Annotated in this window: 19 protein-coding genes; 15 read left to right on the forward strand and 4 right to left on the reverse strand. The window is 56.6% G+C overall.

The window, feature by feature from the left end; genetic code table 11:
* The first annotated feature begins 182 nt into the window (after positions 1–182).
* From raiA to QJ48_RS09235, 4 genes are all read left to right on the forward strand, one after another.
* A complete protein-coding gene (gene raiA, locus QJ48_RS09220; RefSeq protein ID WP_054973334.1) occupies positions 183–734 on the forward strand; it encodes a ribosome hibernation-promoting factor, HPF/YfiA family in 552 nt (183 codons plus the stop codon).
* Between the two features lie 192 nt (positions 735–926).
* On the forward strand, positions 927–3,428 hold the full coding sequence (secA, locus tag QJ48_RS09225; RefSeq protein ID WP_054973335.1) for a preprotein translocase subunit SecA: 2,502 nt from the start codon (positions 927–929) through the stop codon (positions 3,426–3,428).
* Positions 3,429–3,548: 120 nt separating this feature from the next.
* A protein-coding gene (prfB, locus tag QJ48_RS09230) for a peptide chain release factor 2 (RefSeq protein WP_157261573.1) occupies positions 3,549–4,677 on the forward strand; the annotation gives its coding sequence in 2 pieces (ribosomal slippage) (positions 3,549–3,620 and positions 3,622–4,677; 1,128 coding nt in all).
* 178 nt (positions 4,678–4,855) lie between these two features.
* Positions 4,856–5,743 carry a YitT family protein gene (locus tag QJ48_RS09235; RefSeq protein ID WP_054973367.1) on the forward strand — a complete coding sequence of 296 codons (888 nt, stop codon included), beginning with the start codon at positions 4,856–4,858 and terminating at the stop codon, positions 5,741–5,743.
* A gap of 157 nt (positions 5,744–5,900) precedes the next feature.
* Here the strand turns inward: QJ48_RS09235 and fdhD are convergent, their stop codons facing one another.
* The 3 genes from fdhD to QJ48_RS09250 form a co-directional block, all read right to left on the reverse strand.
* Positions 5,901–6,704: a formate dehydrogenase accessory sulfurtransferase FdhD gene (gene fdhD / locus QJ48_RS09240; protein ID WP_054973368.1), complete on the reverse strand. Its 804-nt coding sequence runs from the start codon at positions 6,702–6,704 to the stop codon at positions 5,901–5,903.
* Between the two features lie 5 nt (positions 6,705–6,709).
* Entirely contained in the window at positions 6,710–9,061 is a 2,352-nt protein-coding gene (locus QJ48_RS09245; RefSeq protein WP_054973337.1) for an FdhF/YdeP family oxidoreductase, read from the reverse strand.
* Positions 9,062–9,255: 194 nt separating this feature from the next.
* Complete coding sequence (locus QJ48_RS09250; RefSeq protein ID WP_054973338.1) at positions 9,256–9,615, reverse strand: DUF2294 domain-containing protein; 360 nt, start codon at positions 9,613–9,615, stop codon at positions 9,256–9,258.
* Positions 9,616–9,977: 362 nt separating this feature from the next.
* Between QJ48_RS09250 and argC the strand changes: the two genes are divergently transcribed.
* The 7 genes from argC (at position 9,978) to argH (ending at position 18,229) form a co-directional block, all read left to right on the forward strand.
* Positions 9,978–11,027, forward strand: coding sequence for an N-acetyl-gamma-glutamyl-phosphate reductase (argC, locus tag QJ48_RS09255; RefSeq protein ID WP_054973339.1), 1,050 nt, complete (start codon positions 9,978–9,980; stop codon positions 11,025–11,027).
* A 25-nt stretch (positions 11,028–11,052) separates the two neighbouring features.
* Positions 11,053–12,285 carry a bifunctional glutamate N-acetyltransferase/amino-acid acetyltransferase ArgJ gene (gene argJ / locus QJ48_RS09260; protein WP_054973340.1) on the forward strand — a complete coding sequence of 411 codons (1,233 nt, stop codon included), beginning with the start codon at positions 11,053–11,055 and terminating at the stop codon, positions 12,283–12,285.
* A gap of 85 nt (positions 12,286–12,370) precedes the next feature.
* Complete coding sequence (gene argB / locus QJ48_RS09265) at positions 12,371–13,162, forward strand: acetylglutamate kinase (protein ID WP_054973341.1); 792 nt, start codon at positions 12,371–12,373, stop codon at positions 13,160–13,162.
* Between the two features lie 46 nt (positions 13,163–13,208).
* Positions 13,209–14,399: an acetylornithine transaminase gene (locus tag QJ48_RS09270; RefSeq protein ID WP_054973342.1), complete on the forward strand. Its 1,191-nt coding sequence runs from the start codon at positions 13,209–13,211 to the stop codon at positions 14,397–14,399.
* A gap of 37 nt (positions 14,400–14,436) precedes the next feature.
* The gene (argF, locus tag QJ48_RS09275; protein WP_054973343.1) at positions 14,437–15,393 is read left to right on the forward strand and encodes an ornithine carbamoyltransferase; all 957 of its coding nucleotides are present in this window, start codon (positions 14,437–14,439) and stop codon (positions 15,391–15,393) included.
* 39 nt (positions 15,394–15,432) lie between these two features.
* On the forward strand, positions 15,433–16,671 hold the full coding sequence (locus QJ48_RS09280; protein WP_036683008.1) for an argininosuccinate synthase: 1,239 nt from the start codon (positions 15,433–15,435) through the stop codon (positions 16,669–16,671).
* Positions 16,672–16,813: 142 nt separating this feature from the next.
* Positions 16,814–18,229 (forward strand): argininosuccinate lyase, encoded by a 1,416-nt coding sequence (argH, locus tag QJ48_RS09285; RefSeq protein WP_054973344.1) that lies wholly within the window; start codon positions 16,814–16,816, stop codon positions 18,227–18,229.
* Positions 18,230–18,321: 92 nt separating this feature from the next.
* On the opposite strand, the gene QJ48_RS09290 is transcribed toward argH, so the two are convergent.
* Positions 18,322–19,815, reverse strand: a complete 1,494-nt coding sequence (locus QJ48_RS09290; protein ID WP_054973345.1) for a VanW family protein — start codon at positions 19,813–19,815, stop codon at positions 18,322–18,324.
* A 450-nt stretch (positions 19,816–20,265) separates the two neighbouring features.
* On the opposite strand from QJ48_RS09290, the gene ftsE reads away from it, so the two are divergent.
* The 4 genes from ftsE (at position 20,266) to QJ48_RS09310 (ending at position 24,671) form a co-directional block, all read left to right on the forward strand.
* Positions 20,266–20,952, forward strand: coding sequence for a cell division ATP-binding protein FtsE (ftsE, locus tag QJ48_RS09295; protein WP_054973346.1), 687 nt, complete (start codon positions 20,266–20,268; stop codon positions 20,950–20,952).
* A complete protein-coding gene (ftsX, locus tag QJ48_RS09300) occupies positions 20,942–21,856 on the forward strand; it encodes a permease-like cell division protein FtsX (RefSeq protein ID WP_054973347.1) in 915 nt (304 codons plus the stop codon). The genes ftsE and ftsX overlap by 11 nt, the downstream gene beginning before the upstream one ends.
* A gap of 43 nt (positions 21,857–21,899) precedes the next feature.
* Complete coding sequence (locus tag QJ48_RS09305) at positions 21,900–23,126, forward strand: murein hydrolase activator EnvC (RefSeq protein WP_054973348.1); 1,227 nt, start codon at positions 21,900–21,902, stop codon at positions 23,124–23,126.
* Between the two features lie 93 nt (positions 23,127–23,219).
* A complete protein-coding gene (locus tag QJ48_RS09310; protein ID WP_054973349.1) occupies positions 23,220–24,671 on the forward strand; it encodes a S41 family peptidase in 1,452 nt (483 codons plus the stop codon).
* Positions 24,672–24,911 lie beyond the last annotated feature (240 nt).

Below are 24,911 nucleotides of genomic sequence, written 5' to 3' on the forward strand. Positions count from 1 at the left end.
TTGGGGAATCCGAGGGTGTTTTTCGTGCGTCTAGACCTTGTCAGAAAAAGCTCAAGGGTAGCGCTTACACGACTGCCATAAATTGTCCAAATATTTTGTAAATTTTCCTCGAATTTTATGAAGGATTTTTGAAGGCGGGGGGTGAATATAGTATAATGTAAGTATGAAAGGAGGAGTCGCACATGAAATTCAACATTCGCGGTGAAAACATCGAGGTAACGGAAGCGTTGAAAGACCATGTCGAGAAAAAATTAGGCAGACTGGAACGCTACTTTGAAGCTCCCCCTACATCTGAAGTTAATGTCACCCTGAGCGTTGTGAAAGGCATGCAAACCGTTGAGGTGACGATTCCGCTTACGGGCCTTATGCTGCGGGCGGAGGAGAAGCACGCCGATATGTACGCAGCCGCCGATCTGGTTGTGGACAAGTTGGAACGTCAAATCCGCAAGGCCAAAACGAAAGCCAACCGCAAAATTCGCCTGGATGGCGGCATTAAAGATCTGTTCCGGATGGAATTACCGGACGCTTCCTATTCCCTGGACGATGAAGAGGATTACGAATTGGTGCGGACGAAGCGTTTTACGCTGAAGCCGATGGATGTGGAAGAGGCGATTTTGCAAATGAACATGGTAGGCCATAATTTCTTCGTATTCTCCAATTCCGATACCGCGCAAGTCAACGTGGTCTACAAACGCAATGACGGAAAGTACGGCCTGATCGAACCGGCCAGATAAACCGTCCGATGACTTAAGAAAAGAACCGAGCTTGTTCGAACGCTTTGCGGTGCATCTAGCGATGCCTGCACGTTCGGGCAGGCTCTTTTTAGTAGATTCGGGAAATCGGGGCAGGTTTGTTGCGGTGAAAGGCGCAAACTGTTACAATTTAGGATAGGCTATTGTTTTTTAATAAGGAAGGGGATTAGCAACATGCTAGGACTCGTTAAAAAAATATTTGGCGATTCGAATGAGCGCGAATTGAAGCGCATGTGGAAAGCCGTGGAATACATTAATTCTCTCGAACCTTCGATCGAACCGCTTTCCGATGAACAACTGCGAGGCAAAACTGTAGAATTCCGTGAGCGCTTGGAGAAAGGTGAGGATCTGGACGATCTGCTGCCGGAAGCATTCGCTGTTGTACGCGAAGCTTCCAAGCGTGTTTTGGGCAAGCGTCACTATGACGTACAGTTGATTGGCGGTATGACGCTGCACGAAGGCAAAATCGCAGAGATGCGTACAGGGGAAGGGAAGACGCTGGTCGGTACGCTCCCGGTGTATTTGAATGCGCTCCTCGGTAAGGGCGTGCACGTCGTTACGGTCAACGATTACTTGGCCCAACGGGACAGCGGCGAGATGGGCAAGATCTACGAATTCCTCGGGATGACCGTCGGGGTCAACCTGCCGAACCTGTCGCACGATGCGAAGCAGCAGGCGTATGCTTGCGATATTACCTACGGAACGAACAACGAGTTCGGTTTCGACTATTTGCGCGACAACATGGTCGTGTACAAAGAACAAATGGTACAGCGTCCTTTGTACTATGCGGTCATTGACGAAGTGGACTCGATCCTGGTCGACGAAGCCCGTACGCCGTTGATTATTTCCGGACAGGCTGCCAAATCGACGGATCTGTATTTTATTGCCGATCAGGTCGTCAGCCGGTTGGAAGAGGAAGACTTCACGGTTGACGAGAAGCTCCGGTCCGTTGCTTTGACCGAACCGGGAGTGGCGAAGGTGGAACGTGCCTTCGGCATCGAAAACCTGTTCGATCACGACCACGTACAGATCAACCACCATGTTCAGCAAGCGCTGAAGGCCCACATCATCATGCGCCGCGATGTCGACTATGTCGTACATGAGGGCGAGATCGTAATCGTAGATGAATTTACCGGCCGTTTGATGACGGGCCGCCGTTACAGCGAAGGGCTCCATCAGGCGATTGAAGCTAAGGAGAAGCTGCAGGTGCAGAACGAGTCGATGACGCTCGCGACGATCACGCTGCAGAACTACTTCCGGATGTACCGCAAGCTGTCCGGGATGACCGGTACGGCGAAGACGGAAGAAGAAGAATTGAAGAAGATCTACAACCTGGACGTTATTGTCGTTCCGACCAACAAACCGATGATCCGGAAAGATATGCCGGATGTCGTGTACAAGTCGGTGGCCAGCAAATTCCGCGCGGTCGTAAACGAGATCGTGGAGAAGCATAAGCAGAACCAGCCGGTGCTCGTCGGTACCGTATCGATTGAGAACTCCGAGCGGCTATCCGAGATGCTGAAGAAGAAAGGCATTCCGCATAAAGTCTTGAACGCGAAATACCATGCGGAGGAAGCGGAAATCGTTGCACGCGCGGGCCAACCGGGTAGTGTGACGATAGCGACCAACATGGCGGGACGCGGTACTGACATTACGCTCGGGGACGGAGTAGCTGAAGTCGGCGGGCTGCATATTATAGGTACGGAGCGCCACGAAAGCCGCCGGATCGATAACCAGCTCCGCGGACGTGCAGGCCGTCAGGGCGACCCGGGTTCGTCCCAGTTTTACTTGTCGCTGGAAGATGAGCTCATGCGCCGTTTCGGGGCGGAGAACATCATGGGCATGATGGACCGCCTTGGGTTCGAGGAAGATCAACCGATCGAGAGCAAGCTGATTTCCAGAGCGATCGAGTCGGCTCAGAAGCGGGTCGAAGGCAACAACTTCGACGTGCGGAAAGTCGTCCTTCAATACGACGATGTCATGAACCAGCAGCGGGAAATTATCTACAAGCAGCGCCGCGAAGTGATCGAGTCCGAGAACATTCGCGACATCGTGCTTGGCATGATGATGCCGGTGATCGATCGGGTCGTCGAAGCGCATTGTCCGGCAGATCTCGTTCCGGAAGAGTGGGATTTGCAGGCGATCGTCGACTACGCGAACGGCACGTTCCTGCATGAAGGCCAGCTGAGCAAAGACGAGCTGTGGGGCAAAGAAAAAGAAGAGATCGTCGAATATATGAAAGATCTCTTGATGCGTCTCTACGAAGAGCGCGAGCAGCAGATCGGTCCGGAATTCATGCGCGAGTTCGAGAAGGTTGTCGTGCTCCGTGCCGTGGACAGCAAATGGATGGACCATATCGACGCGATGGATCAGCTGCGTCAAGGGATTCATCTCCGGGCGTACGGCGGTACGGACCCGCTGCGCGAATACCAGTTCGAAGGCTTCGAGATGTTCAATGAGATGATTCAAAGCATCCAGGAAGAAGTTTCGACCTACATCATGAAAGCTCATGTAGAAACGAACCTGGTGCGCGAAGCGGTGGTCGATGAGCACGAGATGGCCACGAACGGCGAACCGGCACCGAAGAAGCCTGCGGTTAGCGAAGACCGGATCGGACGCAACGACCTGTGTCCTTGCGGCAGCGGGAAGAAATACAAGCAGTGCCACGGCGTGTAGCTTTAAATGTCTGGTGAGTCAATGGTGCGGTAAATGTATAGGAAGCGGGAGGTCGGGGCGTCGCTCCGGTCTCCCTTTTCGGTAACAGGGTGCAAAATTTAAGGATAGAGGTGCTGAATTATGTTAGAAGCGGATGTAAAGCGGGATTTGCAAGAAACGGCCAAGCGATTGGCTGAGCTTAGGGGGTCTCTTTGACTTAGATCTGAAGCTTGAGCAGATCGCGGATTATGAAGAGAAAATGTCGGCGCCGGATTTTTGGGACGACAACGAACGGGCGCAAAAGCTGATTGGAGAAGCGAACGGGATCAAAAGCGTAGTCGACGAGTTCCAGGCGTTAGCATCGGAATACGATGACCTCGAGGTCATGGCCCAGCTCATGCAGGAGGAGCAGGACGACAGCATGGCGGCCGAGATTGAGGCCGGGATCGCTTCTCTCGTCAAGAAGCTGGAGAACTTCGAGCTTCAGCTGCTGCTCAGCCAGCCGTATGATCGTCTGAATGCGATTCTGGAGCTGCATCCGGGCGCGGGCGGTACGGAATCGCAGGACTGGGCGGAGATGCTGCTGCGCATGTACCGCCGTTGGGCCGAGAAGCGCGACTTCAAGGTCGAGGTGCTCGACTATCTGCCGGGCGATGAGGCCGGTGTGAAAAGCGTGACGCTGCTTATTAAAGGATACAACGCTTATGGTTATTTGAAGGCGGAAAAAGGCGTGCACCGCTTGGTGCGCATTTCGCCGTTCGATGCTTCGGGGCGCCGTCATACATCGTTCGTCTCGTGCGATGTGATGCCGGAAATTGATGACGACGTGGAAATCGAGATCCGTACGGAGGATCTCAAGGTCGATACGTACCGCTCCAGCGGAGCGGGCGGCCAGCATATCAATACGACGGATTCGGCGGTACGGATTACCCACCTTCCGACGGGCGTCGTCGTCAGCTGCCAGACGGAGCGTTCGCAGATTAAGAACCGCGAGCGTGCGATGAAAATGCTCCGGTCCAAGCTGTACGAGAAAAAAATCGAGGAACAGCAAAAGCAGCTCGCGGAAATCCGCGGCGAAGTCTCTGACATCGCATGGGGCAGCCAGATCCGCTCGTACGTATTCCATCCGTACAGCATGGTCAAGGATCACCGGACCCAGGAGGAAACCGGCAATGTTGGCGCGGTGATGGACGGCGATTTGGACGCATTTATCGACGCCTATTTGCGCCAGCAAATCAATAAGCCGGATAAAGAAAACGGCGCATCATAAAATTAAACAGGCAAGCTCATCCTACACGTTAGTAACGGCTTCATATTCCGCTGGCATCGCCAACTCCCGAGGGAGGTTTGGCTCGGCCAGGGAAGAAGCCGAAACTGGCGTGTAGTTTTTTTATGCAGGGGGAGAGCGGATGTCGGTAATCGAAGGCACCGGAAGATCGGGCAGACGAATGGGATGGAAGGGGCGGGAAGCTGCTGCTCTGCCCCGCTGGCAGGGCTTACTTAAGGAATACGGTCTCCTGCTCCTCGGTTCGCTCCTGATTGCAGTCAGCTTTAACGTATTTTTGAGCCCGAATCAGGTTGCATCGGGCGGGGTGACGGGCATCAGTATCATCGTTCAGACGCTGTTCGGCTTCGAGCCGGCCTATATCCAATGGGCCCTGAACATCCCGCTGTTTATTGCCGGTACTTTGCTGCTGGGAAGGCAGTTCGGCGTCAAGACGGCGGTCGGGTCGGTGGTGCTCCCCTTGATGGTTCTGTTGACGCGAGGGCTTCCTTCCTTGACGCACAATTTATTGCTCGCCAGCATTTATGGCGGCATCCTCATCGGGATGGGATTGGGGCTTGTGTTTCGCGGCCGGGGGTCGACAGGGGGCTTGGATTTGGCCGCGCAGCTTGTCCACCGATACACCGGCATTAGCCTCGGATTATGCGTTGCAATGCTGGACGGGCTGGTTATTTTATCGGCGGGTATTGTGCTATCCCCGGAAAAAGCAATGTACGCACTCATCGGGCTGTTTGTGACAAGCAAAACGATCAGTGTCGTGCAAATCGGATTAAATTACTCTAAAGTAGCGTTTATCGTCTCGTCGGCTTCGGACAAGATTCGGGAAGCGATTTTGCATGAGCTGGACCGAGGGCTGACGGAGCTGGAAGCCAAAGGCGGGTATACCGGCCAAAGCCGTACGGTACTGATGGTTGTAGTCGGGCAAACGGAAGTGACCCGGTTGAAAACGTTGGTCCGGAAGCTGGACCCGGAGGCTTTTGTCATCCTAAGCGATACGAACGAAGTGTTGGGGGAAGGGTTCAAGCTGATGGGCTCCGGAGCGGGGCCCTAGGAAAGGGGAAAGAGGGCTACGGGCGGGTTGGCCGCGCGCAGCCGCTCCATAGGTGACTATTACAAACAAGGTGCGGTGAGAGGCTGGGGGACGAATGGAAGGCCGCAGTGCTTGGCACCCCGCAGCATAATCCCTAATGGGAGAGACGCTTGAACGGTTAACCGCCGGATGGCTCCGTGATTCTCTCCGGGTGCGAATACACATTGAACGAGTTGCCGCGAATAAAGCCGACAACGGTAATGCCCAACTCGTCGGCAAGCTCGAGCGCGAGATCGGTCGGCGCAGACTTGGAAAGCAGCGTGCCGACGCCCATTTTGGACGTTTTGAGCAGTACCTCCGAGCTGATGCGCCCGCTGAATGCGACGATTTTGTCTTTCATCGATAAGCGCTCCCGCAAACAGTGGCCGAACACCTTGTCGAGCGCGTTGTGGCGGCCGATGTCCGTGCGGCAGACGAGCAGGCGATCCGGGGAGCAGAGGGCGGCGTTATGCACCCCGCCCGTTTCGCGAAAGAGGTCCGAGCCGTCCTGCAGCTGCCGGATCAAGCCGATACATTGAGCCGGAGTAATCGTCCGCCGCGACATAATGGTCTTGGCTGTGCGGACATCGCTGCGAAAATAAAACTGGCGGCCTTTGCCGCAGCACGAACCGATGAACCGCTTAGAATGGTCCAGGCTGCGGCCTCGCTCCGGATGGAGCAGGCGGACTCGGGCCAAGCCCCGTCGAGGATCGACGGCAAGCCCGATGACCTCGTCCGCCGTTCGGATGACGCCTTCGGAGGCGAGAAAGCCGAATGTCAAATCTTCCAGATCGGTCGGAGTGCAGACGATGGTTGCAAACTCCTTCCCGTCGAGCTCCAAAGTGAAAGGCTTCTCCGAAGCGATTCGATCGTTCTGGGCTTGAAGCTTTTCCCCGTTATAATGCCAGACGGTCCGGCTCTCCAGCGGACGCTCCTCATCCATCGACCTCACCCGCTTTCCGTCTCCAGCTCTTCAATGCGCCGTTCCACGTACTTCGTATCCTTGAAGGCGTGATAAGTCTCCGCTTTCTCCACAATGACCGTCGTATTGTATTCCGGAATGCCTGCGAACGGTTCATATACCCCTTTCGGGATCAGCACGTTCCCTTCCGGCCAATGGACTTCAATATTCCCTTCCTTGATACGTTCCCATTTGACCCGGCCGTGAAACGCTCCGTACCGATTGTAGACGACAATGGCGTCGCCTTCCCGAAGCTGAATCGTCCGCCCGTCTAGCTCGTTCATCAGCACGTCGTACCGGTCTGCGCCGTTGAACGGATCGGTCTCGCTGTAGACCATCGAATTGAACTGCTTGCCCCGGCGAGTCGTCACGTAAAAATGCCCCTCGGGCTTGCGCAGCTCAGGCAGCTCGATCGGCAGCAGCGTCCCCCGGCCATCCGGTGTCGGGCAGATGCCGCCCTCGCAGAGCCAGGCGCCGCCCCACTGAAACACGTCGCCGCGATGGCGCAAATGCTGAATGCCGTCGTAATTGGGGGCGGCTTGAGCGATTTCCTCCCGAATCGCGAAGGCGTCTTCGCAGCCGATCAAATGCTTTGCTTCCGGCTTAACGCGGGCAGCGAGATCAACATAGATTGCCCATTCCGCCCGAGCCTCCGGCATCCGGGGCCCTTCGATTTCCGGCGAGTAATATACCATTCGCTCCGTTGAAGTGGATGTCCCTCCGCCAGGCTGCTCATAGCGGGTCATGGCGGGGAGGACGATGACCGTTTCTTTCGCTTCGACCAGCGTCGAGGTGTTCAGAATAATATCCTGATGCACGCGGAGCTCGACATTGGCGAGGCAGCGCTCCACAAATTCCGGGTCCGGCATTGTTTCGAGAAAGTTGCCGCCGGACGTATAGAAGACCTTCAGTCTCCGCTCGTGATCTTCCGGCAGCAGCGCATTTTCCAGCGATACGCCGACGATGTCGCCCTGCCATTTCGGCAGCGGGAAGCTCCACAGCCGCTCGATCCGCTCGATGTCGCCGCCTTTGAACTCGCCGCCCGGCAGGCTGAACGGGTCGGCTCCCATCTCGCCCGAGCCCTGCACACCGCTGTGGCCGCGGATTGGCATCAGGCCGCAATGCTCGCGGCCCAGAAACCCGCGCAGCAAGGCCAGATTGGCTACCTGCGAAATATTGTCCGTGCCGAAGCGATGCTGCGTGAGCCCCATGCTCCACACGAACACCGCCGACTTTGCGGCAGCGAGCAGGCGGGCGAATTCTCCCATGCGCTCACGGGACAGGCCCGACGACGATTCGAGCAGCGTCCAGTCCTGGCGCATCACGTGGGCCCGCAGCTCTTCATAGCCGTTCGTATGCGCCCGGACGAACTCGTGATCGACGGCGGAGCCCGGATCGGCATCTTCCATCTCGAACCAATGCTTCATGACGCCGTTCATAAAAGCGATATCCCCGCCGATATGAACTTGGAAGAAGTCGTCGGTCAGCTTTGTGCCGAACAAAGCCGATTCCGCTATCGACGGAATCCAGTATTGGTCCATTGACGGCTCATAGTACGGGTTGATGACGACGATTTTCGTCCCTTTCCGCTTGGCCGCATACATGTACTTCGTCGACACCGGCTGGTTGTTGGCTGCCACACTGCCCCAGAACACAAGCACGTCCGTGCCGATCCAGTCTTTGTAGCTGCAGCTCGAAGCGCCAATCCCGACGGACCGTTTCAAGGCCGTTTTGGACGGAGAATGGCAGATGCGCGATGCGTTGTCGATATGATTCGTTCCAAGAAACCGCGCTACTTTGGCCGCGGTGTAATACGATTCGTTCGTGATGCCGCGCGCCGTCAAGTAGAAGGCGAGCTGTTTGGGATCGATGCTGCGGATTTTGGCGGCAATTTCGTTCAGGGCTTCATCCCACGTGATCCGGCTGAACCGGCGCTCGCCTTTGCGGCGGATAAGCGGATACGGCAGCCGGCCGAGCTTGCGCAGCGCGGTGCTGTCCATCCGGCGGAGCTCGTCGATATCCGCATGCAGCACTTCTTCCCGGATCGCCGGCATCGTGTTCAACCGCAGCACGTTGAGCCGGGTGGTGCACAGGTGCGGGCCGTTCAGCGTCTGATCGTACAGCCCGGAGACGCCGAGCGCACAGCCGTCGCAGACGCCCTGAGTCAAGATGCGGGCGGCGTAGGGGAGTTGATCGCGGTTGTCCCAGAATGCTTTGAACGTATCGCGGATATGCCGCGGCTTGATCCGGTTCAGGCCGAACGGTACCTTGCTGACCCACAGCGACGGATCGGGGCGGGAAGGGAGCGAGATGCGCCCGGTATGTTTCGTAGTACCCATAGAGAGAAGACCACCTTTTCGTGAAAATGGGATAAAAAAGCCGCAAAGATACAGCTCCCGATTTCCGAACGGTTGCGGAAGACGAGAGCGGATCTGTTGCGGCGGTTAGTCTTGAGCAGGTTCGCTGCTAAGTGCCAACGGCACATATACAATTATAAGTGCAGAGGAAATCATGCGCTTGCTGCGCAAAATGGCTAAGTGTTGAATTTCTTCTCAATATCTTCGTCAAATACGAATATACTCATGCCGATATCTTTATCGAGGTCGATATCCACGAACAGATCGACGAAGTTCGCGCCGAGCAGCTCTTCCATTTCTATCGGCCGTCGCAAGCGGTACATTTCCTTAACCATCTCGGTGCGTGCCGAACGCAGTGCCTGCTTGCCGTCGGCGGCGGAAGCGATGAATTTCTCGACCGGGGACAGGTTGCCCTCCATCTCGCAGATGGCCCAATGCTTGCAGAACGTCGTGCGGATCTCCCGCGGGCCTTTGCCCATATGGCGTTTGCGAAACGCTTTCACCAGATTGCCGAATTCGGCCTCTACTTTATTCATTCGGAACAACTCCGTTTACGGCGACGTTTTTGCTTTATATCGCAAGAAAAGCTTCCACTAAAACACGAATGGTTCTTCCTCGAAAAGACTTCGATAAGTAGCTTTTCTTATAAAGTTTATCATGGGGGAAGCTTCAGTTCAAGGGTCCGGTCCGGGGTAAGATATACGCTTGCCTGCGTGTACAGGGTAAGATACGATGGGAGAGAAAGCTAGGCTCCCGCTGCAATGAAAAACGCTTGGCGGCAGCGAGCTTTCACCCGGGCGGACAGTGGGGCCGGGCGACGGATAAGGGAAAAATTTCGTTGAATTATTATGCTTCAGAATGTATAATAATACATAGTTTGCAAGTGGAGGGACGGAACATGACTACAAAATTAAGAGCGGCGATCGTCGGATCAACCGGCTACGGCGGAGTGGAGCTAATCCGGCTTTTGCTGGCGCATCCGAATGTGGAGATTACCTCGGTAATTTCTTCCTCGAGCGCCGGAGCGCCGATTGCGGACGGCTATCCGCATTTGAATCAAATTTTGACAGACCGGCTGGACGCGGTCGATGTCGAGCTGATCCGAAGCAAAGCGGATGTCGTCTTCCTGGCAACGCCGCATGGGGTCAGCACCGAGCTGTCGCCGAAGCTGCTGGATGCCGGGCTGAAGGTCATCGATATTTCCGGCGATTTCCGCCTGCAATCGGGCGACGTATACGAGACGTGGTATAAACATAAGCCGGCCGATCCGGAATACTTGAAGAGAGCCGTTTACGGGCTGTGCGAGGTGTTCGGAGAAGAAGTGCGAGGGAAGGATTTCATTTCCAACCCCGGCTGCTATCCGACGGCAACGCTGCTTGGTCTGGCGCCGCTTGCCGCAAGCGGCTGGATCGATCCGAAGTCGATCATCGCGGACGCCAAGTCGGGCGTATCGGGCGCGGGACGCGGTCTCAGCCTGCTCGTGCACTACTCGGAGATCAACGAAAACTTCCTGGCTTATAAAGTGAACAAGCACCAGCATACGCCGGAGATCGAGCAGGCGCTGAGCCGGCTTGCCGGGGAAGAAGTCGTGATGACGTTCACGACGCATTTGGTGCCGATGACGCGCGGCATCCTATCTACGATTTACGTGAATCTCAAAAGCCCGCGAAGCGAGGACGATATTCGCGAGCTGTACCGTCAATATTATGAGGGACGCAGGTTCGTGCGCATCCGGGACAAGGGGAAATACCCGGCGACGAAGGAGGTCTGGGGCTCGAACTACTGCGATATCGGGCTGTCGCTCGATTCGCGCACGGGGCGCCTGACGATCGTGTCGGTTATTGATAATGTAGTTAAAGGGGCGGCCGGGCAAGCCGTTCAAAACTTGAATTTGATGATGGGCTGGGATGAAGCGACGGGTCTCGCTTTCACTCCGGTATATCCATAACGTAAGGGAACAGGTGAAGAAAGCGATGGCGACAAAAGGTAACGATGCGTTTACGGTAGTGCCCGATGGCTCCGTAACGACCCCCAAAGGATTTCGGGCAGGAGGACTGCACTGCGGATTGAAAAAAACGGAGCGCCACGATCTCGGCGTCATTGTGTGCGAGGTGCCCGCAGAAGCGGCAGGCGTCTATACGCTGAACCAGTTTCAGGCGGCTCCCCTGAAGGTGACGCAAGAGAGCATTGCGCAGGGCGGCAAGCTGCAGGCGATGCTGGTGAACAGCGGCAACGCCAATGCCTGCACGGGCCAGCAGGGCGAAGACGATGCGCGCGCGATGCGTGCGGCGGGCGCGAAAGCGTTCGGCGTAGCCGAGCACCTGGTCGGCGTGACGTCCACGGGCGTGATCGGCGAACTGCTGCCAATGCCGAAGGTGCTCGGAGGCATTGAGAAGCTTCCGGCGGCGGTCAGCGCGGATGGCGGGGACGACTTCTGCCAGGCGATTTTAACGACCGATCTGGTCAAAAAGGAAATTTGCGTTCGCGTCACGGTCGGCGGGCGTACCGTGCATATTGCCGGGGCGGCGAAGGGATCGGGCATGATCCATCCGAACATGGCGACGATGCTCGGGTTTATGACGACCGACGCGAATATCGAAAGCGCCGAGCTGCAAAAGCTGCTGAACGATGTCACCGATTCGACGTTCAACATGATTACCGTCGACGGCGACACGAGCACGAACGACATGGTCGTCGTCATGGCCAGCGGACTGGCGGAGAATGAGCGCTTGACCCCGGAGCATGCGGATTGGGCGGCTTTCAAGGCCGCATTCAATCATGTGGGCGAGTACTTGGCCAAGGCGATCGCGCGGGACGGCGAAGGGGCGACGAAGCTGATCGAGGTTACGGTGGCGAACGCGGATTCGTGTGAAGCGGCACGGGCGATTGCGAAGACGGTCATCGGCTCGAGCCTGGTGAAATCCGCTTGCTTCGGCGCTGACGCCAACTGGGGACGCATCATTGCGGCGGTCGGCCGCGCCGGGTATCCGGTGAAGACGGAAAGCGTCGACATCCGCCTCGGCGATATCGTCGTGCTGGAGCAATCGCGTCCGGTGAAGTTCGACGAGGAGCGGGCTGCGGAATACCTGAAAGGCGATTTCGTGCTCATCCATGTCGACCTGCATATGGGCGAAGCGACGGCGACTGCGTGGGGCTGCGATTTGACCTATGATTACGTGCGAATTAACGCGGCGTACCGGACATAGTTTGAAGCGCGGTAAATAGTCGAAAACAAACCACCCGCAACCCCCGTGTTGCAGACCGGTGAAACGATAAAGGGGAACGGTTCGGATGAGCAATTGTTTTGTGATGAAATGCGGCGGCAGTACGCTTGCGGCGCTGCCGAAGCTTTTTTTCGACGATTTGAAGCGGCTGCAGGCGGAAGGCATCATTCCCGTCATCGTACACGGCGGCGGTCCGGCGATCTCGGACACGCTCGGCAAGCTGGGCATTGAGTCCGAATTCGTGAACGGCCTTCGCAAAACGAACGAAGCCGTCCTCGATGTGGTCGAAATGGTGCTGGCTGGACAAATTAACAAAGAAATCGTCCGCAAAATCCAGCTTTCCGGGGCGAAAGCGCTTGGCTTATCCGGCGTCGACGGTCATCTGATTGAGGCGTCGCCGGTGGCGAACGCGCACGAGATCGGACTTGTCGGCGATGTAACGCAGGTGAATGCGGAGCTCGTGCAGGGCATCGTGGCGATGGGCTACATCCCTGTTATCGCGCCGGTCGGCATCGGGGCCGACGGCGGCCAACGCTACAACATCAACGCGGATACGGCGGCCGGCGCGGTCGCTTCGCATCTGGGCGTGGAGCGGATGATCGTCGTGACGGACGTGCCCGGCATTATGAAGACCGTGGACGGCGAGAAGCGTGTTTTGCCTTCGGTCACCGTCCGTGAGATCGACGAAATGATCGCCAGCGGCGAAATTTACGGCGGCATGATCCCGAAAGTACGCGCGGCGGTACAGTGTATTCAAGGCAAGGTGCGCGAAGTTGTCATCGTCAACGGCGCAGAGCCGGAAGTGCTCAGCCGGGCGCTGAAGGACGGCGGAATCGGCACCCGCATTGTGAAGGAATAATTGGGAACATTATCCAAAAACGATCCGAGACAAAGGAGTGAACGACATGGGAGAGGCTCAAAGCGCATTGTTTCCGAACTACGCACGGTATCCTTTTACGTTTGTGAAGGGGGACGGCAGCCGTCTGTGGGATGAGCAGGGCAAGGAGTACCTGGACTTGATGTGCGGGCTGGCGGTGACGAACCTCGGGCATGCGCCGAAACAGGTGACCGAACGGCTCAAGGAGCAGGTCGATACGCTCTGGCATACGAGCAATTTGTTCCACATTCCGAACCAGGAGAAGCTCGCTCAGCTTCTCGTGGACAACAGCTGCGCCGATGCGGTGTTTTTCTGCAACAGCGGCGCGGAGGCGAACGAAGCGGCGATCAAGCTGGCGCGGCGCTATTTCAACAAGGTGCTCGGCCAGCCGCAGCGCTATGAGATCATTACCTTCGACATGTCGTTCCACGGCCGGACGCTGGCTACGCTGACGGCAACGGGACAGGATAAAGTGAAAGAGGGCTTCGCGCCCCTGCCGGAAGGCTTCGTGTACGCGCCGTACAACGATGCGGACGCTTTGGAGAAGCTGATCGGCGACCGGACGTGCGCGATTATGCTCGAGCTGGTGCAGGGCGAAGGCGGCGTCAATCCGGCGGACCCTGCATTCGTGAAGCGGGTGGCGGAGCTGTGCAAGCAGTACGGGCTGCTGCTCATCCTGGATGAGATCCAAACCGGTATGGGACGCACGGGCAAGCTGTTTGCCTATGAGCATTACGGCATCGAGCCGGATTTGTTCACACTGGCTAAAGGGCTGGGCAGCGGCATGCCGATCGGCGCGCTGCTCGGCAAGGCGAAGCTGCGCGAAGCGTTCACGGCCGGCAGCCACGGTTCCACCTTCGGCGGGAACTATTTGTCTACCGCGGCGGGTATTGCGACCGTGGAGACGATGCTGGCGGAGAAGCTGCCGGAGCGGGCGGCGGAGCTGGGCAATTACATTATGAACGAGCTGAAAACGAAGCTGGCGGACAATCCGCTGGTAGGGCAGATCCGTGGGCTCGGGCTGCTGATCGGCATCGGTTTGACCGTGCCGGCGGCGGAGCTGATCGCGGAAATTCACGGGCAGGGCGTGCTCGTCGTATCGGCAGGACCGAACGTGATCCGTTTGGCGCCGAGCTTGTTGATCTCGAAGGAAGATTTGGATCGCGGGCTGGAGACGATCTGCAGCATATTGGCGAAGAAAGCCGCAGCGGCTGTATAGGCTGACAAAGACACGCATACCGAAAGGAGAGACATCCATGGCGGGAACGGTACAACAAGATTTGGCGGTTCAGCTCAGAGGGCGCGATTTTATCGGCTTGGTCGACTACGCGCCGGAAGAGATTCAATATTTGATCGAGCTCGCGGTCGAACTCAAGAGAAAGCACAAAGCGGGGGAAGCGTACCAGCCGCTCAAAGGCAAAACGCTTGGCATGATTTTCGAAAAATCGTCCACGCGGACGCGGGTATCGTTTGAGGTAGGGATGTATCAGCTTGGGGGGCATGCCTTATTCCTAAGCAAGAACGATCTGCAAATCGGGCGCGGCGAATCGATTCACGATACGGCGCAGACGCTGTCGCGTTATTTGGACGGCATCATGATCCGTACCTTCGCGCACCGCACGGTCATCGAGCTGGCACGGGCGGCAACGGTACCGGTGATCAATGGATTGACGGACTTGTCCCATCCGTGCCAGGCGCTGGCGGATTACCAGACGATTTATGAGAAAAAAGGCCGTCTGCAAGGGCTCAAAGTGGCCTATATCGGCGATGGGAATAATATGGTACACTCCTTATTGATGGGCGCGGCCAAGCTTGGCGTCAATTTCGCAGTAGCGACGCCGGAAGGCTACGAGCCGGACGAAGAAGTGCTCCGTCAATGCAATGAAAGTGCCGCCAAAACGGGAGCAAGCATTTACGTGGGAGCCGACCCGAAAGAAGCGGTGGCGGACGCGGACGTCATATATACGGACGTGTGGGCCAGCATGGGCTTCGAGGCGGAGCAGAAAGAACGGGAGATCGCGTTCAAAAACTATCAAGTCAACGACGAGCTCGTGAAATATGCGAAAAAAGATTTCTTGTTCATGCACTGTTTGCCGGCACACCGCGGGGAAGAAGTGTCCGAAGGGGTCATCGACGGACCGAATTCCGTCATCTTCGATCAGGCGGAAAACCGGTTGCATGCGCAAAAGGCAGTCATGGCAGCGATCTTGTAATATTCGGAAAGCTTACAATTAAAGGAGAGCGGGAACCACATGGCAAAGCAAAAAATCGTATTGGCCTACTCGGGCGGCCTCGATACGTCGATCATTCTGAAATGGCTGAAAGAAACGTACGACGCCGAGATCATCGCTTTTACCGCGGATATCGGACAAAAGGAAGAGCTGGACGGCTTGGAGGAAAAAGCGCTGAACACCGGCGCCTCCAAAGTATACATCGACGACCTGCGTGAAGAATTCGCCCGCGATTTCATTTATCCGATGTTCCAGTCGGGCGCGCTCTATGAAGGGCAGTACCTGCTCGGAACCAGCATCGCGCGGCCGCTGATCGCGAAGCGCATGGTCGAAATCGCGCGCGCGGAAGGCGCTACAGCGATCGCTCACGGCGCTACGGGCAAGGGCAACGACCAAATCCGCTTCGAGCTGACGGCTGCGGCCTTGACGCCGGAGATCGAGGTTATCGCGCCTTGGCGTCTGGAGCAGTTCCGCGAGCAGTTCCCGGGCCGGGCCGAAATGATTGCTTACGCCGAGAAGCACGGCATTCCGGTGACCGCTTCGGCGGCCAAGCCGTACTCGATGGACCGCAATCTGCTGCACATTAGCTATGAGAGCGGTGTGCTTGAAGATCCGTGGTTCGACGCGAGCGCACCGGAAAACAAAGACATGTATCTGCTGAGCGTGGACCCGGAGGATGCCCCGGACCAAGCGGAATATGTCGAGCTTGAGTTCGAGCAGGGGAACTGCGTGGCCGTGAACGGCGAGCGTATGATTCCGCTGCAGGTGATGGAGAAGCTGAACGAGCTGGGCGGCAAGCACGGGATCGGCCGCGTCGACATGGTAGAGAACCGCTTCGTCGGCATGAAGAGCCGCGGCGTGTACGAAACCCCGGGCGGCGCCATTCTGTTCTCCGCTCACCGCAAGATGGAATCGCTCACGATGGACCGCGAAGTCATGCATCTGCGCGATTCGCTCATCTCGCGTTACAGCTCGCTTGTGTACAACGGTTTTTGGTTTGCTCCGGAGCGGCTTGCGCTGCAGGCGCTTGTATCCGAGAGCCAGAAGAACGTAAGCGGCACGGTGCGCCTCAAGCTGTACAAAGGCAACGTGATCGCCGCGGGCGTGAAGAGCCCGGTCAGCTTGTACAACCCGCACATTGCGACGATGGAAGCCGATCCGACGCAAGCGTACAACCAAGGCGATGCGACAGGCTTCATTCGTTTGAACGCGCTGCGTTTGCGCGTCGCTTCCGGCGTCGAGCAGAACGCGGCGAAATAAATGCGGCAGGCGAGAAGCCGGCCGTCATCAGCCTGTAACACTTCGAGCCTTAGGGTTTTCCGTCAGCGGGAAGCCCTAAGACTGTGTATAGCGAGCAGTACTCATTCGATTGCATACGACATAGGAAAAGGGGGACGCTGATATGTCCAAGCTGTGGGGCGGACGGTTTACGAAAAAGACGGACCAACTGGTCGAAGAATATACGGCGTCGATCCTGTTCGACAAGGAGCTGGCGGAGGAAGACATCCAGGGCAGTCTGGCGCATGTGACCATGCTGGGCAAATGCGGCATCCTTCCGGCAGACGACGTGGAGAAAATCAAGGACGGTTTGCTGAAGGTGCAGAACGTCATTCGCCGGGGCGAAATGGAATTTTCCATCAGCGACGAAGACATTCATATGAACATCGAGAAGGCGCTGATCGACGAGGTAGGCCCGGTCGGAGGCAAGCTGCACACCGGCCGCAGCCGCAACGATCAGGTAGCCACGGATATGCATCTATGGCTTCGCAAGCGGGTCGTGGAGTTTGTCGGTCTGCTGAACAAGGTGCAGGAGGCGCTGATCGGACAAGCGAAAGCCAATCTTGACACGATCGTGCCGGGTTACACGCATTTGCAGCGGGCGCAGCCGATTTTGTTCGCCCATCATTTGATGGCGTATGTGTCGATGTTCCAGCGCGACATTGAGCGTCTGCAGGACAGCTACAAGCGCGTGAATGTGCTGCCGCTGGGCGCCGGGGCGCTGGCCGGGACGACGTTCCCGATCGACCGTCACTTCGTGGCGGAGCAGCTTGGCTTCGACGGCGTGTACGAGAATTCGCTCGACGCGGTGAGCGACCGCGATTTTATTCTGGAGTTCCTGTCGAACGCGGCGACGATTATGATGCACTTGTCTCGCCTCAGCGAGGAGTTCGTGCTGTGGTCCAGCACCGAGTTCCGGTTCATCGAGCTGGATGACGCCTTCTGTACCGGCAGCAGCATTATGCCACAGAAGAAAAATCCCGATGTCGCCGAGCTCGTGCGGGGCAAAACGGGCCGCGTCTACGGCAATCTGTTCGGCCTCCTGACCGTGCTGAAGTCGCTGCCGCTCGCTTACAACAAGGATATGCAGGAAGACAAAGAAGGCATGTTCGATACGGTCCGCACGCTGCAGGGCGCACTGCAATTGTTCGCGCCGATGATCAGCACGATGAAGGTGAACAAGGACCGGATGCGACAAGCTGTCAACCAGGACTTCTCTAATGCAACGGATATTGCAGACTACTTGGTGAACAAGGGAATGCCATTCCGTCAAGCGCACGAAGTCATCGGCAAAACCGTACTTTACTGTATCCAAAATCAAAAGTATTTGCTCGACCTGAAGCTGGAGGAATTCCACCAATTTTCCAAGCAGTTCGATCAGGACATCTACGACGTGCTGCAGCCGGAAAGTGTCGTAAACGCCCGCAACGTCTACGGCGGTACCGCCGCGGCGCAGGTGAGTCAAGCGATCGAACGGGCGGAAGCCGTTCTGGCCGGCTCGTCGGCTTGGTTCGAGGAATATTTCGAAAAAAGCAGATAAGTAAGGTAAGTCAAAAACCCCCACTCGCAGAAGGGCGGCTACATCAGCCGCATGCTTCAAGCGGGCTGGGGGTTTCTCGCGTCTGCGCACGGTCACCGGAAGGTCGGCCCGCGGACGCCGTCCTCGATCAGCGGCGCAGGCGATTCTCCGGGCGGAGGCGCTGTACGGTCGAGAGTTCCAGAGCCGCCGCCGGAAGCAATCACAGTCGGCAGGGCGTGGTAGGTGTCACGCGATACTTTTTCCTGTGAAATGACAACGCCGTTCTGCTTCTTATATCGGAACGTTTCGACGACATACCCGGGCTTTCCTTGCATGACGATCTCCTGTTTACCGCCCGGCAGCGAAGGATTCAGCACGTACTTGACCGGCGGTGCCAACGTTTCGAGCGTCTTCGACTCGATTTCGTAAGTGATGTCCGGCGGCGTCTGGCCGAACAGCTTCACGGTGACGCTGCGCTCGTCCGAGGAAGTACGGATCAGCAAATAATGGTCCGTCGAGTTGCGGAATTTGAAATTGATGTGGCCGGTGGCGAACGTGGCGTCTTGTCCCAGCGCGACATAGCTCACGGGAAGCGAATGATTCCGCCGCTCGACGACGGTCAGACCGGCCCGCAGGACGGCGTTGTACAGCGTTGACGACACCTGGCAGATGCCGCCGCCGATGCCGGGAACGAGCTTGCCGTTCACGATGACGGGCGCCTCCTTGAAGCCGAAGCGCTTCTCCGTCCGCTCGATGAACGGGGCATAGTCGAACACCTCACCCGGCTTCAGCAGCACATCCTGCAGGGAAGCGGCCGTCGAACGGACGTTGTGCACGCGTCCTTCGATGCTGACGGCAGCTGGGGCCGGTGGCGATACGGTCGTGAACTCACCGATTTTGCGTATAATGCCTTGCGCGCGCAGCGCTTGCTCCGTAATGGCCGGCTCTTGCGTCCGCATCGGAACGTCCAGCAGGATGGCGGCAGGCGCCTGCTGGCGGCTTTCTCCCGCGGATTCAGGCGGTGCGGCCACGGCTCCCCAGTCCGGCAGCGCCGCTTGGAGCCGGCTTAGCAGCTTTGCTTCGTCGACCCGTTCGACACGGGTCTCGGGCACATAGCTGATGGCATCGTTGCCGTCGATCAGCCGCTGCGCATCGGTCGGCTTGCGGGCGTACACCTGCGGGAACGCTTCGCTCAGCGCGGCCCGCAGCTTGTCTGCCGACAGCGCGGGCGTCAGCGCAAGCGAGGCTCCCCGCAGCCGCCAGCGGGCCGCTGCCCGCCGGTACGGCGGCCCTTCCCGAACGGGATGAAGCTGCGTCAGCAGCTCCTGGCCGTTGATTTCAAGCCCGAGCTGCCGGAGCGTCCGCTCGGCGCTGCCGCCTCCCGGCACGCTCAGCCGGACCTTTTGCTCCAGCAGTGCCGACATTTTCGAAGCAAGCTGACGTTCGAGCTCGGACCAGGTTAGGCCTTCGATAGGCCAATCTGCGACACGGACGCCTGCAGGAACCCGGGCGAGCGACCCGTAGGCGGCAACCGACAAGAAAATGGCCAGCATCAGCGTCAGCGTGCTGATCCAGAACCAGTGAAAACGCGGATTCCATCGTGGCATGACGGGCTCTCCTTTTGTTCCTCGATACACTCGTACCTCTCCATCTATATGCGGCCAAGCCCCGAAACTTTCCATTCGTCGTCATTCGCCAACCGTCCGTGCAAGGCCGCGCGGGCTGTACGATCCGGTCGAAGAAGAGCGAGTCGGCGAACCGCGCTGCGCTATACACCGACCCGAACCGGTGTTCCGAAATGTGAAGAAACTGTAGAAATTCATTGTCGGATAAAGGATTTTGCGCTTTTATGTCGAACTTGTAAAGGCTGGCATCAAGTCCGCTTCTTTCGGTTGATCCAAAATTTTATAAGTTTCAAAGCTTATAAGCCTCGCACCAACCTTGGTAAACGAGCTTGTCCCTGCTAGGCAAGGATAGGCGAAACGGTTTATCCTGGGGTGCGTCATTTTGTAACCGGGGCGGTCTACAGACTCGCAAATTTTTCAGGATGTGATATCGTGATCGAAATGCAGGACGTTTGGAAAACGTATCCTGACGGCAGCCATGCCTTGAAAGGCATCAGCGTCAAGGTCGACCAAAGCGATTTCCTTTATGTCGTTGGCCCTTCCGGCGCCGGCAAATCGACCTTTATGAAATTGATTTACAGAGAAGAGCGACCGACCAAAGGCACGATATTCGTCAACGGTTTCAATCTGGAAAAGCTCAAACAGCGCAAAATTCCGTTTGTCCGGCGCAATATCGGGGTCATTTTCCAAGACTTCCGGCTGCTCCCGAAGCTTACCGTATATGAGAACGTCGCCTTCGCCATGGAAGTGATCGAGGCGCCGAAGAAGCTCATCAAGAAGCGCACGCTCGAAGTGCTGGAGCTTGTGCGGCTCAAGGACAAAATCAATTCCCTGCCGACCCAGCTTTCCGGGGGCGAGCAGCAGCGGGTCGCCATTGCCCGGGCGATCGTGAACAACCCTTCCGTCATCGTCGCGGACGAGCCGACAGGGAACCTCGATCCCGATACGTCTTGGGGCATTATGAAGCTGATGGAAGAAATCAACTTCCGCGGCACGACCATCATTATGGCAACGCACAACAAAGAAATCGTCAACACGATGCGCAAGCGGGTACTGGCCATCGAATCGGGCAGGCTTGTCCGGGATGAGGTAAGGGGTGACTACGGCTATGAGGATTAACACGGCCGTGAGGCATCTTCGCGAAGGCGGTAAAAACGTCGTTCGAAACGGCTGGATGTCCTTTGCCTCCATTAGTGCGATTGCGATTTCTTTGTTTATTTTGGGTGTCTTTTTGCTTCTGACGCTGAATGTCAATTACTTGACCCAGCAGATCGAACAGCAGGTCGAGATCCGGGTATATCTCGAAGTGAAAACGCCGGAGGATCAGGTAACTTCACTGCAAAACGAAATTTCGGCCATCTCTAACGTTGCGAAGGTCAAGTTTGTTTCCAAAGAGGAAGGGCTTGAATACTTGCGCGGAAAGCTGGGAGACGGGAAGCAGCTGCTCGAAGGGTTCGAGGGCGAGAACAACCCGCTGAACGATTCCTTCACCGTCGAAGTGACCGATCCTCGTGAGGTCGCAGCGGTAGCGAAGCAGATCGAGAGCTTGAACAATGGCAAGCCGACGAAGCCGATTTACCGGGTCAGCTATGGGCAAGGGACAGTAGAGACGATGTTCAAAGTGACGTCGATCGTCAGGAACGTCGGGCTGGTCATCGTGGCCGGATTGGCGCTGACCGCCATGTTCCTGATTTCCAATACGATTAAAATTACGATCGTGGCGCGCCGCCGCGAGATTTCGATCATGAAGCTCGTCGGGGCGACCAACTCGTTTATCCGCTGGCCGTTCTTTATTGAAGGAGCGCTGCTCGGCATTATCGGTTCGGCAATTCCTGTCGGCCTGCTGCTGTACGGGTATTGGGAAATGATGCGGGCGATTCAGCTCGACCTGAACCTGATGCTCGTTCAACTGTTGCCTTTTGAAGCGATCAGCCTTAAGACGGCAGGGCTTCTGCTGGGGATCGGCGTTATGATCGGCATTTGGGGAAGCACGCTGTCGGTCCGCAAATTTTTGAAAGTTTAATAACCAACGATCAATCTCGGATGAATAGTCGGGGGAGGAACGGATGTTGAAGAAGTCTTGGGTGCCTCTTGTTGTCACGGCCGGTTTGGTAGGAACGCTTATCGCTCCGCAATACGGCTTTGCGCTTTCGGAGTCGCAGCGGATTCAGCAGGAAATCAATGAGCTTAAAAAAACGAAATCCGCAACGCAGCAAAAAGTGAACGAGACGGAAAAGCAAATCAATCAGGTGCATCAGGAAAAGCAGCAGACGTCGAACGATATTACCGCCATCCTCGGCCAAATCGACGCGACGAACAAGAAGCTCAACGTGCTGAACGACCAAGTGTCGAGCGTCACGACCTCTTTGAAGGAGAACGCTCAGCAGTTGGAGGAAGCGGAAGCGAGAATCGTCTCCCGCGACCAGATGCTCAGATCCAGACTGCGTCTGATGTATATGAACGGCGTCGTTTCCTACGCCGACGTGCTGCTCAGCTCCACCAGCTTCAGCGATTTCTTGGACCGGCTGCAGGCGCTCAAGTCGATTGTCGGGCAGGACAAAGAAATTTTGGAAGCGAACAAGCGGGACAAGGCCGTGATCGCCGACAAGCGCGTGGTGATTGAAAAGCAGCTGGCGGAGGTAAAAACTTTATACGCCCAAGCGGCGGCCATCAAAGCCGATCTTGTCGTGAAGGAAAAAGAAAAGGAAGTCAAAATCGCAAGCCTTTCCCAAAAGGAAAAGGAATTGGAAGATATCAGCGAAGAAGTGCAGAAGCAGCTCGTTCAAGTGGCGAAGCAGGAAGCGGAAAAACAGCGCGCGTTTCAGCAGGCGAAAGCGGCGGAGAACGCCAAGAAGAGCAAGGCAACTCCCGCTGCGCCGGCATATACTTATGGTGGCGGCAAGTTTGGCTATCCGCTGCCGCGAGTCGTGCAAATGTCTTCGGACTTCGGCACCCGGACCGACCCGATTACCGGACGGAAAGCAACGCACACCGGACTCGATCTGCCCTCGCCCGGCGGAACCGACATTTTTGCCGCGGAGGACGGCGTCGTCATCGTCGCGTCCTGGTGGAGCGGATACGGCAACTGCGTTGTCATCGATCACGGCAAAGGCGTGTGGACGCTGTACGGGCATATCCGCAACGACGGCATCGTCGTGGAGAAGGGAGATACCGTTAAACGCGGTCAAAAGATTGCAGAAGTTGGTTCCACCGGTCGTTCGACTGGAAACCATCTGCATTTTGAAGTCCGCATTGACGGAGATCCGGTCGATCCGAAGCCGTATTTGAGATAATGCTGCTGTTCATATTTTTTCTTGGCTTGTCATAAACTAGAAAGACAAGTTAGTCAAGTAGCGGGAACAGCAAAGGCGGTGTGGGACCATAAAATGAAATTTAAAGGACGTACCGTATTGGCGTTTGTCCTGTTGTCCATGTTTGCAAGCAGCATTATGACGCTGACGATCGTACATCCGTCGATTTTCGCCGCCGTCGGCTTGGAGGGCTCGGCATCCGCCGACGTGAAATCGGGGTTGACCAGCAAGGACTACAAAAAATTGGCAACGACGTACCAATTGATCGAAGGCAAGTTTTTGAACGATGTCGATCACGACAAGATCGTGAACGGCGCGATTAACGGGATGCTGTCCACGCTTGACGATCCGTTTACGGTATATATGGATCAGAAGGAGGCGCAGCAGTTCGACGAGAACATTTCCTCGTCGTTCCAAGGCATCGGCGCGGAGGTGACCTCCGAAGACGGCAAAGTGACCATCGTCGCTCCGATCAAAGGGTCGCCGGCCGAGAAGGCCGGACTTCACGCGCACGATATCATCGTCTCGATCAACGGAGAAAAGCTGGAAGGGCTGTCGCTCAACCAGGCGATTATGAAGATCCGCGGACCCAAGGGCACGCAGGCCAAGATCGAAGTGCTGCGGGCCGGGGCTCCGGAACCGATCCAGATGATCGTCGTCCGCGATGACATCGATGTCGAGACCGTATACAGCGAGATGCTGCCCGGAGAGATCGGCAAGATCGAAATCCGGCAGTTCGCCAGCAACACCTCCAAACGATTCAAGGAAGAGCTGAAGGCGTTGGAGGACAAAGGGATGAAGGGACTCATCATCGACGTGCGCAACGATCCGGGCGGTCTGCTTACCGCGGTCGTAGAAATTGTCGAGTCGTTCATACCGAAAGGCAAGGGAATCGTTCAAATCGAGGACCGCAAAGGCAAGCGCGAGGAGACGGCGTCACAGGGAGCAGGCAAGCCGTACCCGGTGTCGGTGCTCATTAACAAGGGCAGCGCGAGCGCATCCGAGATCCTGGCCGGCGCGCTGCACGACTCCGCAGGCAGCCAGTTGATCGGAGAGAACACGTTCGGCAAAGGTACGGTTCAGGTGACGTTCGAGAAAGAAATGGGCGACGGCAGCAACATCAAGATGACCGTTTACAAGTGGCTCACGCCGAACGGCACTTGGATTCACAAGAAAGGCATTGCGCCGACGATGCCCGTGGAGCAACCGGCTTACTTCAAAGTGGCGCCCCTGAGCAAAAAAGCGACGCTTAAGCCGGATACGAACAACGAGGACGTCAAAAATCTGCAGATCATGCTGCAGGGCCTCGGTCTCGGTCCGGACCGGCAGGATGGCTATTACAGCGAAAAAACCGCGCTGGCCGTCAAGGCGTTCCAGCGGTTGAACGGTCTGCCGATCACCGGCGAGGTAGATACCGAGACGGCGAACAAGCTGGAGAAGGCGATCCTGGCCGAGATCCGCGAGCCGAAGAACGACCTGCAGCTTAAGGCGGCTGTCGAGTACATGCAAGGTGCCGTTAAGAAGTAACGGCTTCCGGGATTTAGGGAAATTCAGCCGAAGGCAGGAAAACGAAGCATCCGCGTCGAAATAACAACCTCTATCGGGGCCGCCCGACTTAACGGCCTCGCTGGAGGTTTTCTTTTTAATTTAAACTTCGAAGTCTGGTGAATAACATGCGGAGCATTGGAAAGCGTTTCTGTAGAAACGAAGTGTTCTCCTTTGTTTCCGGACTTCAACCTATAGAAAGTATTGATAATTCAGAAGTCC

The organism is Paenibacillus sp. A3 (genome assembly GCF_001399685.1).
Taxonomy (GTDB): Bacteria; Bacillota; Bacilli; order Paenibacillales; family NBRC-103111; genus Paenibacillus_G.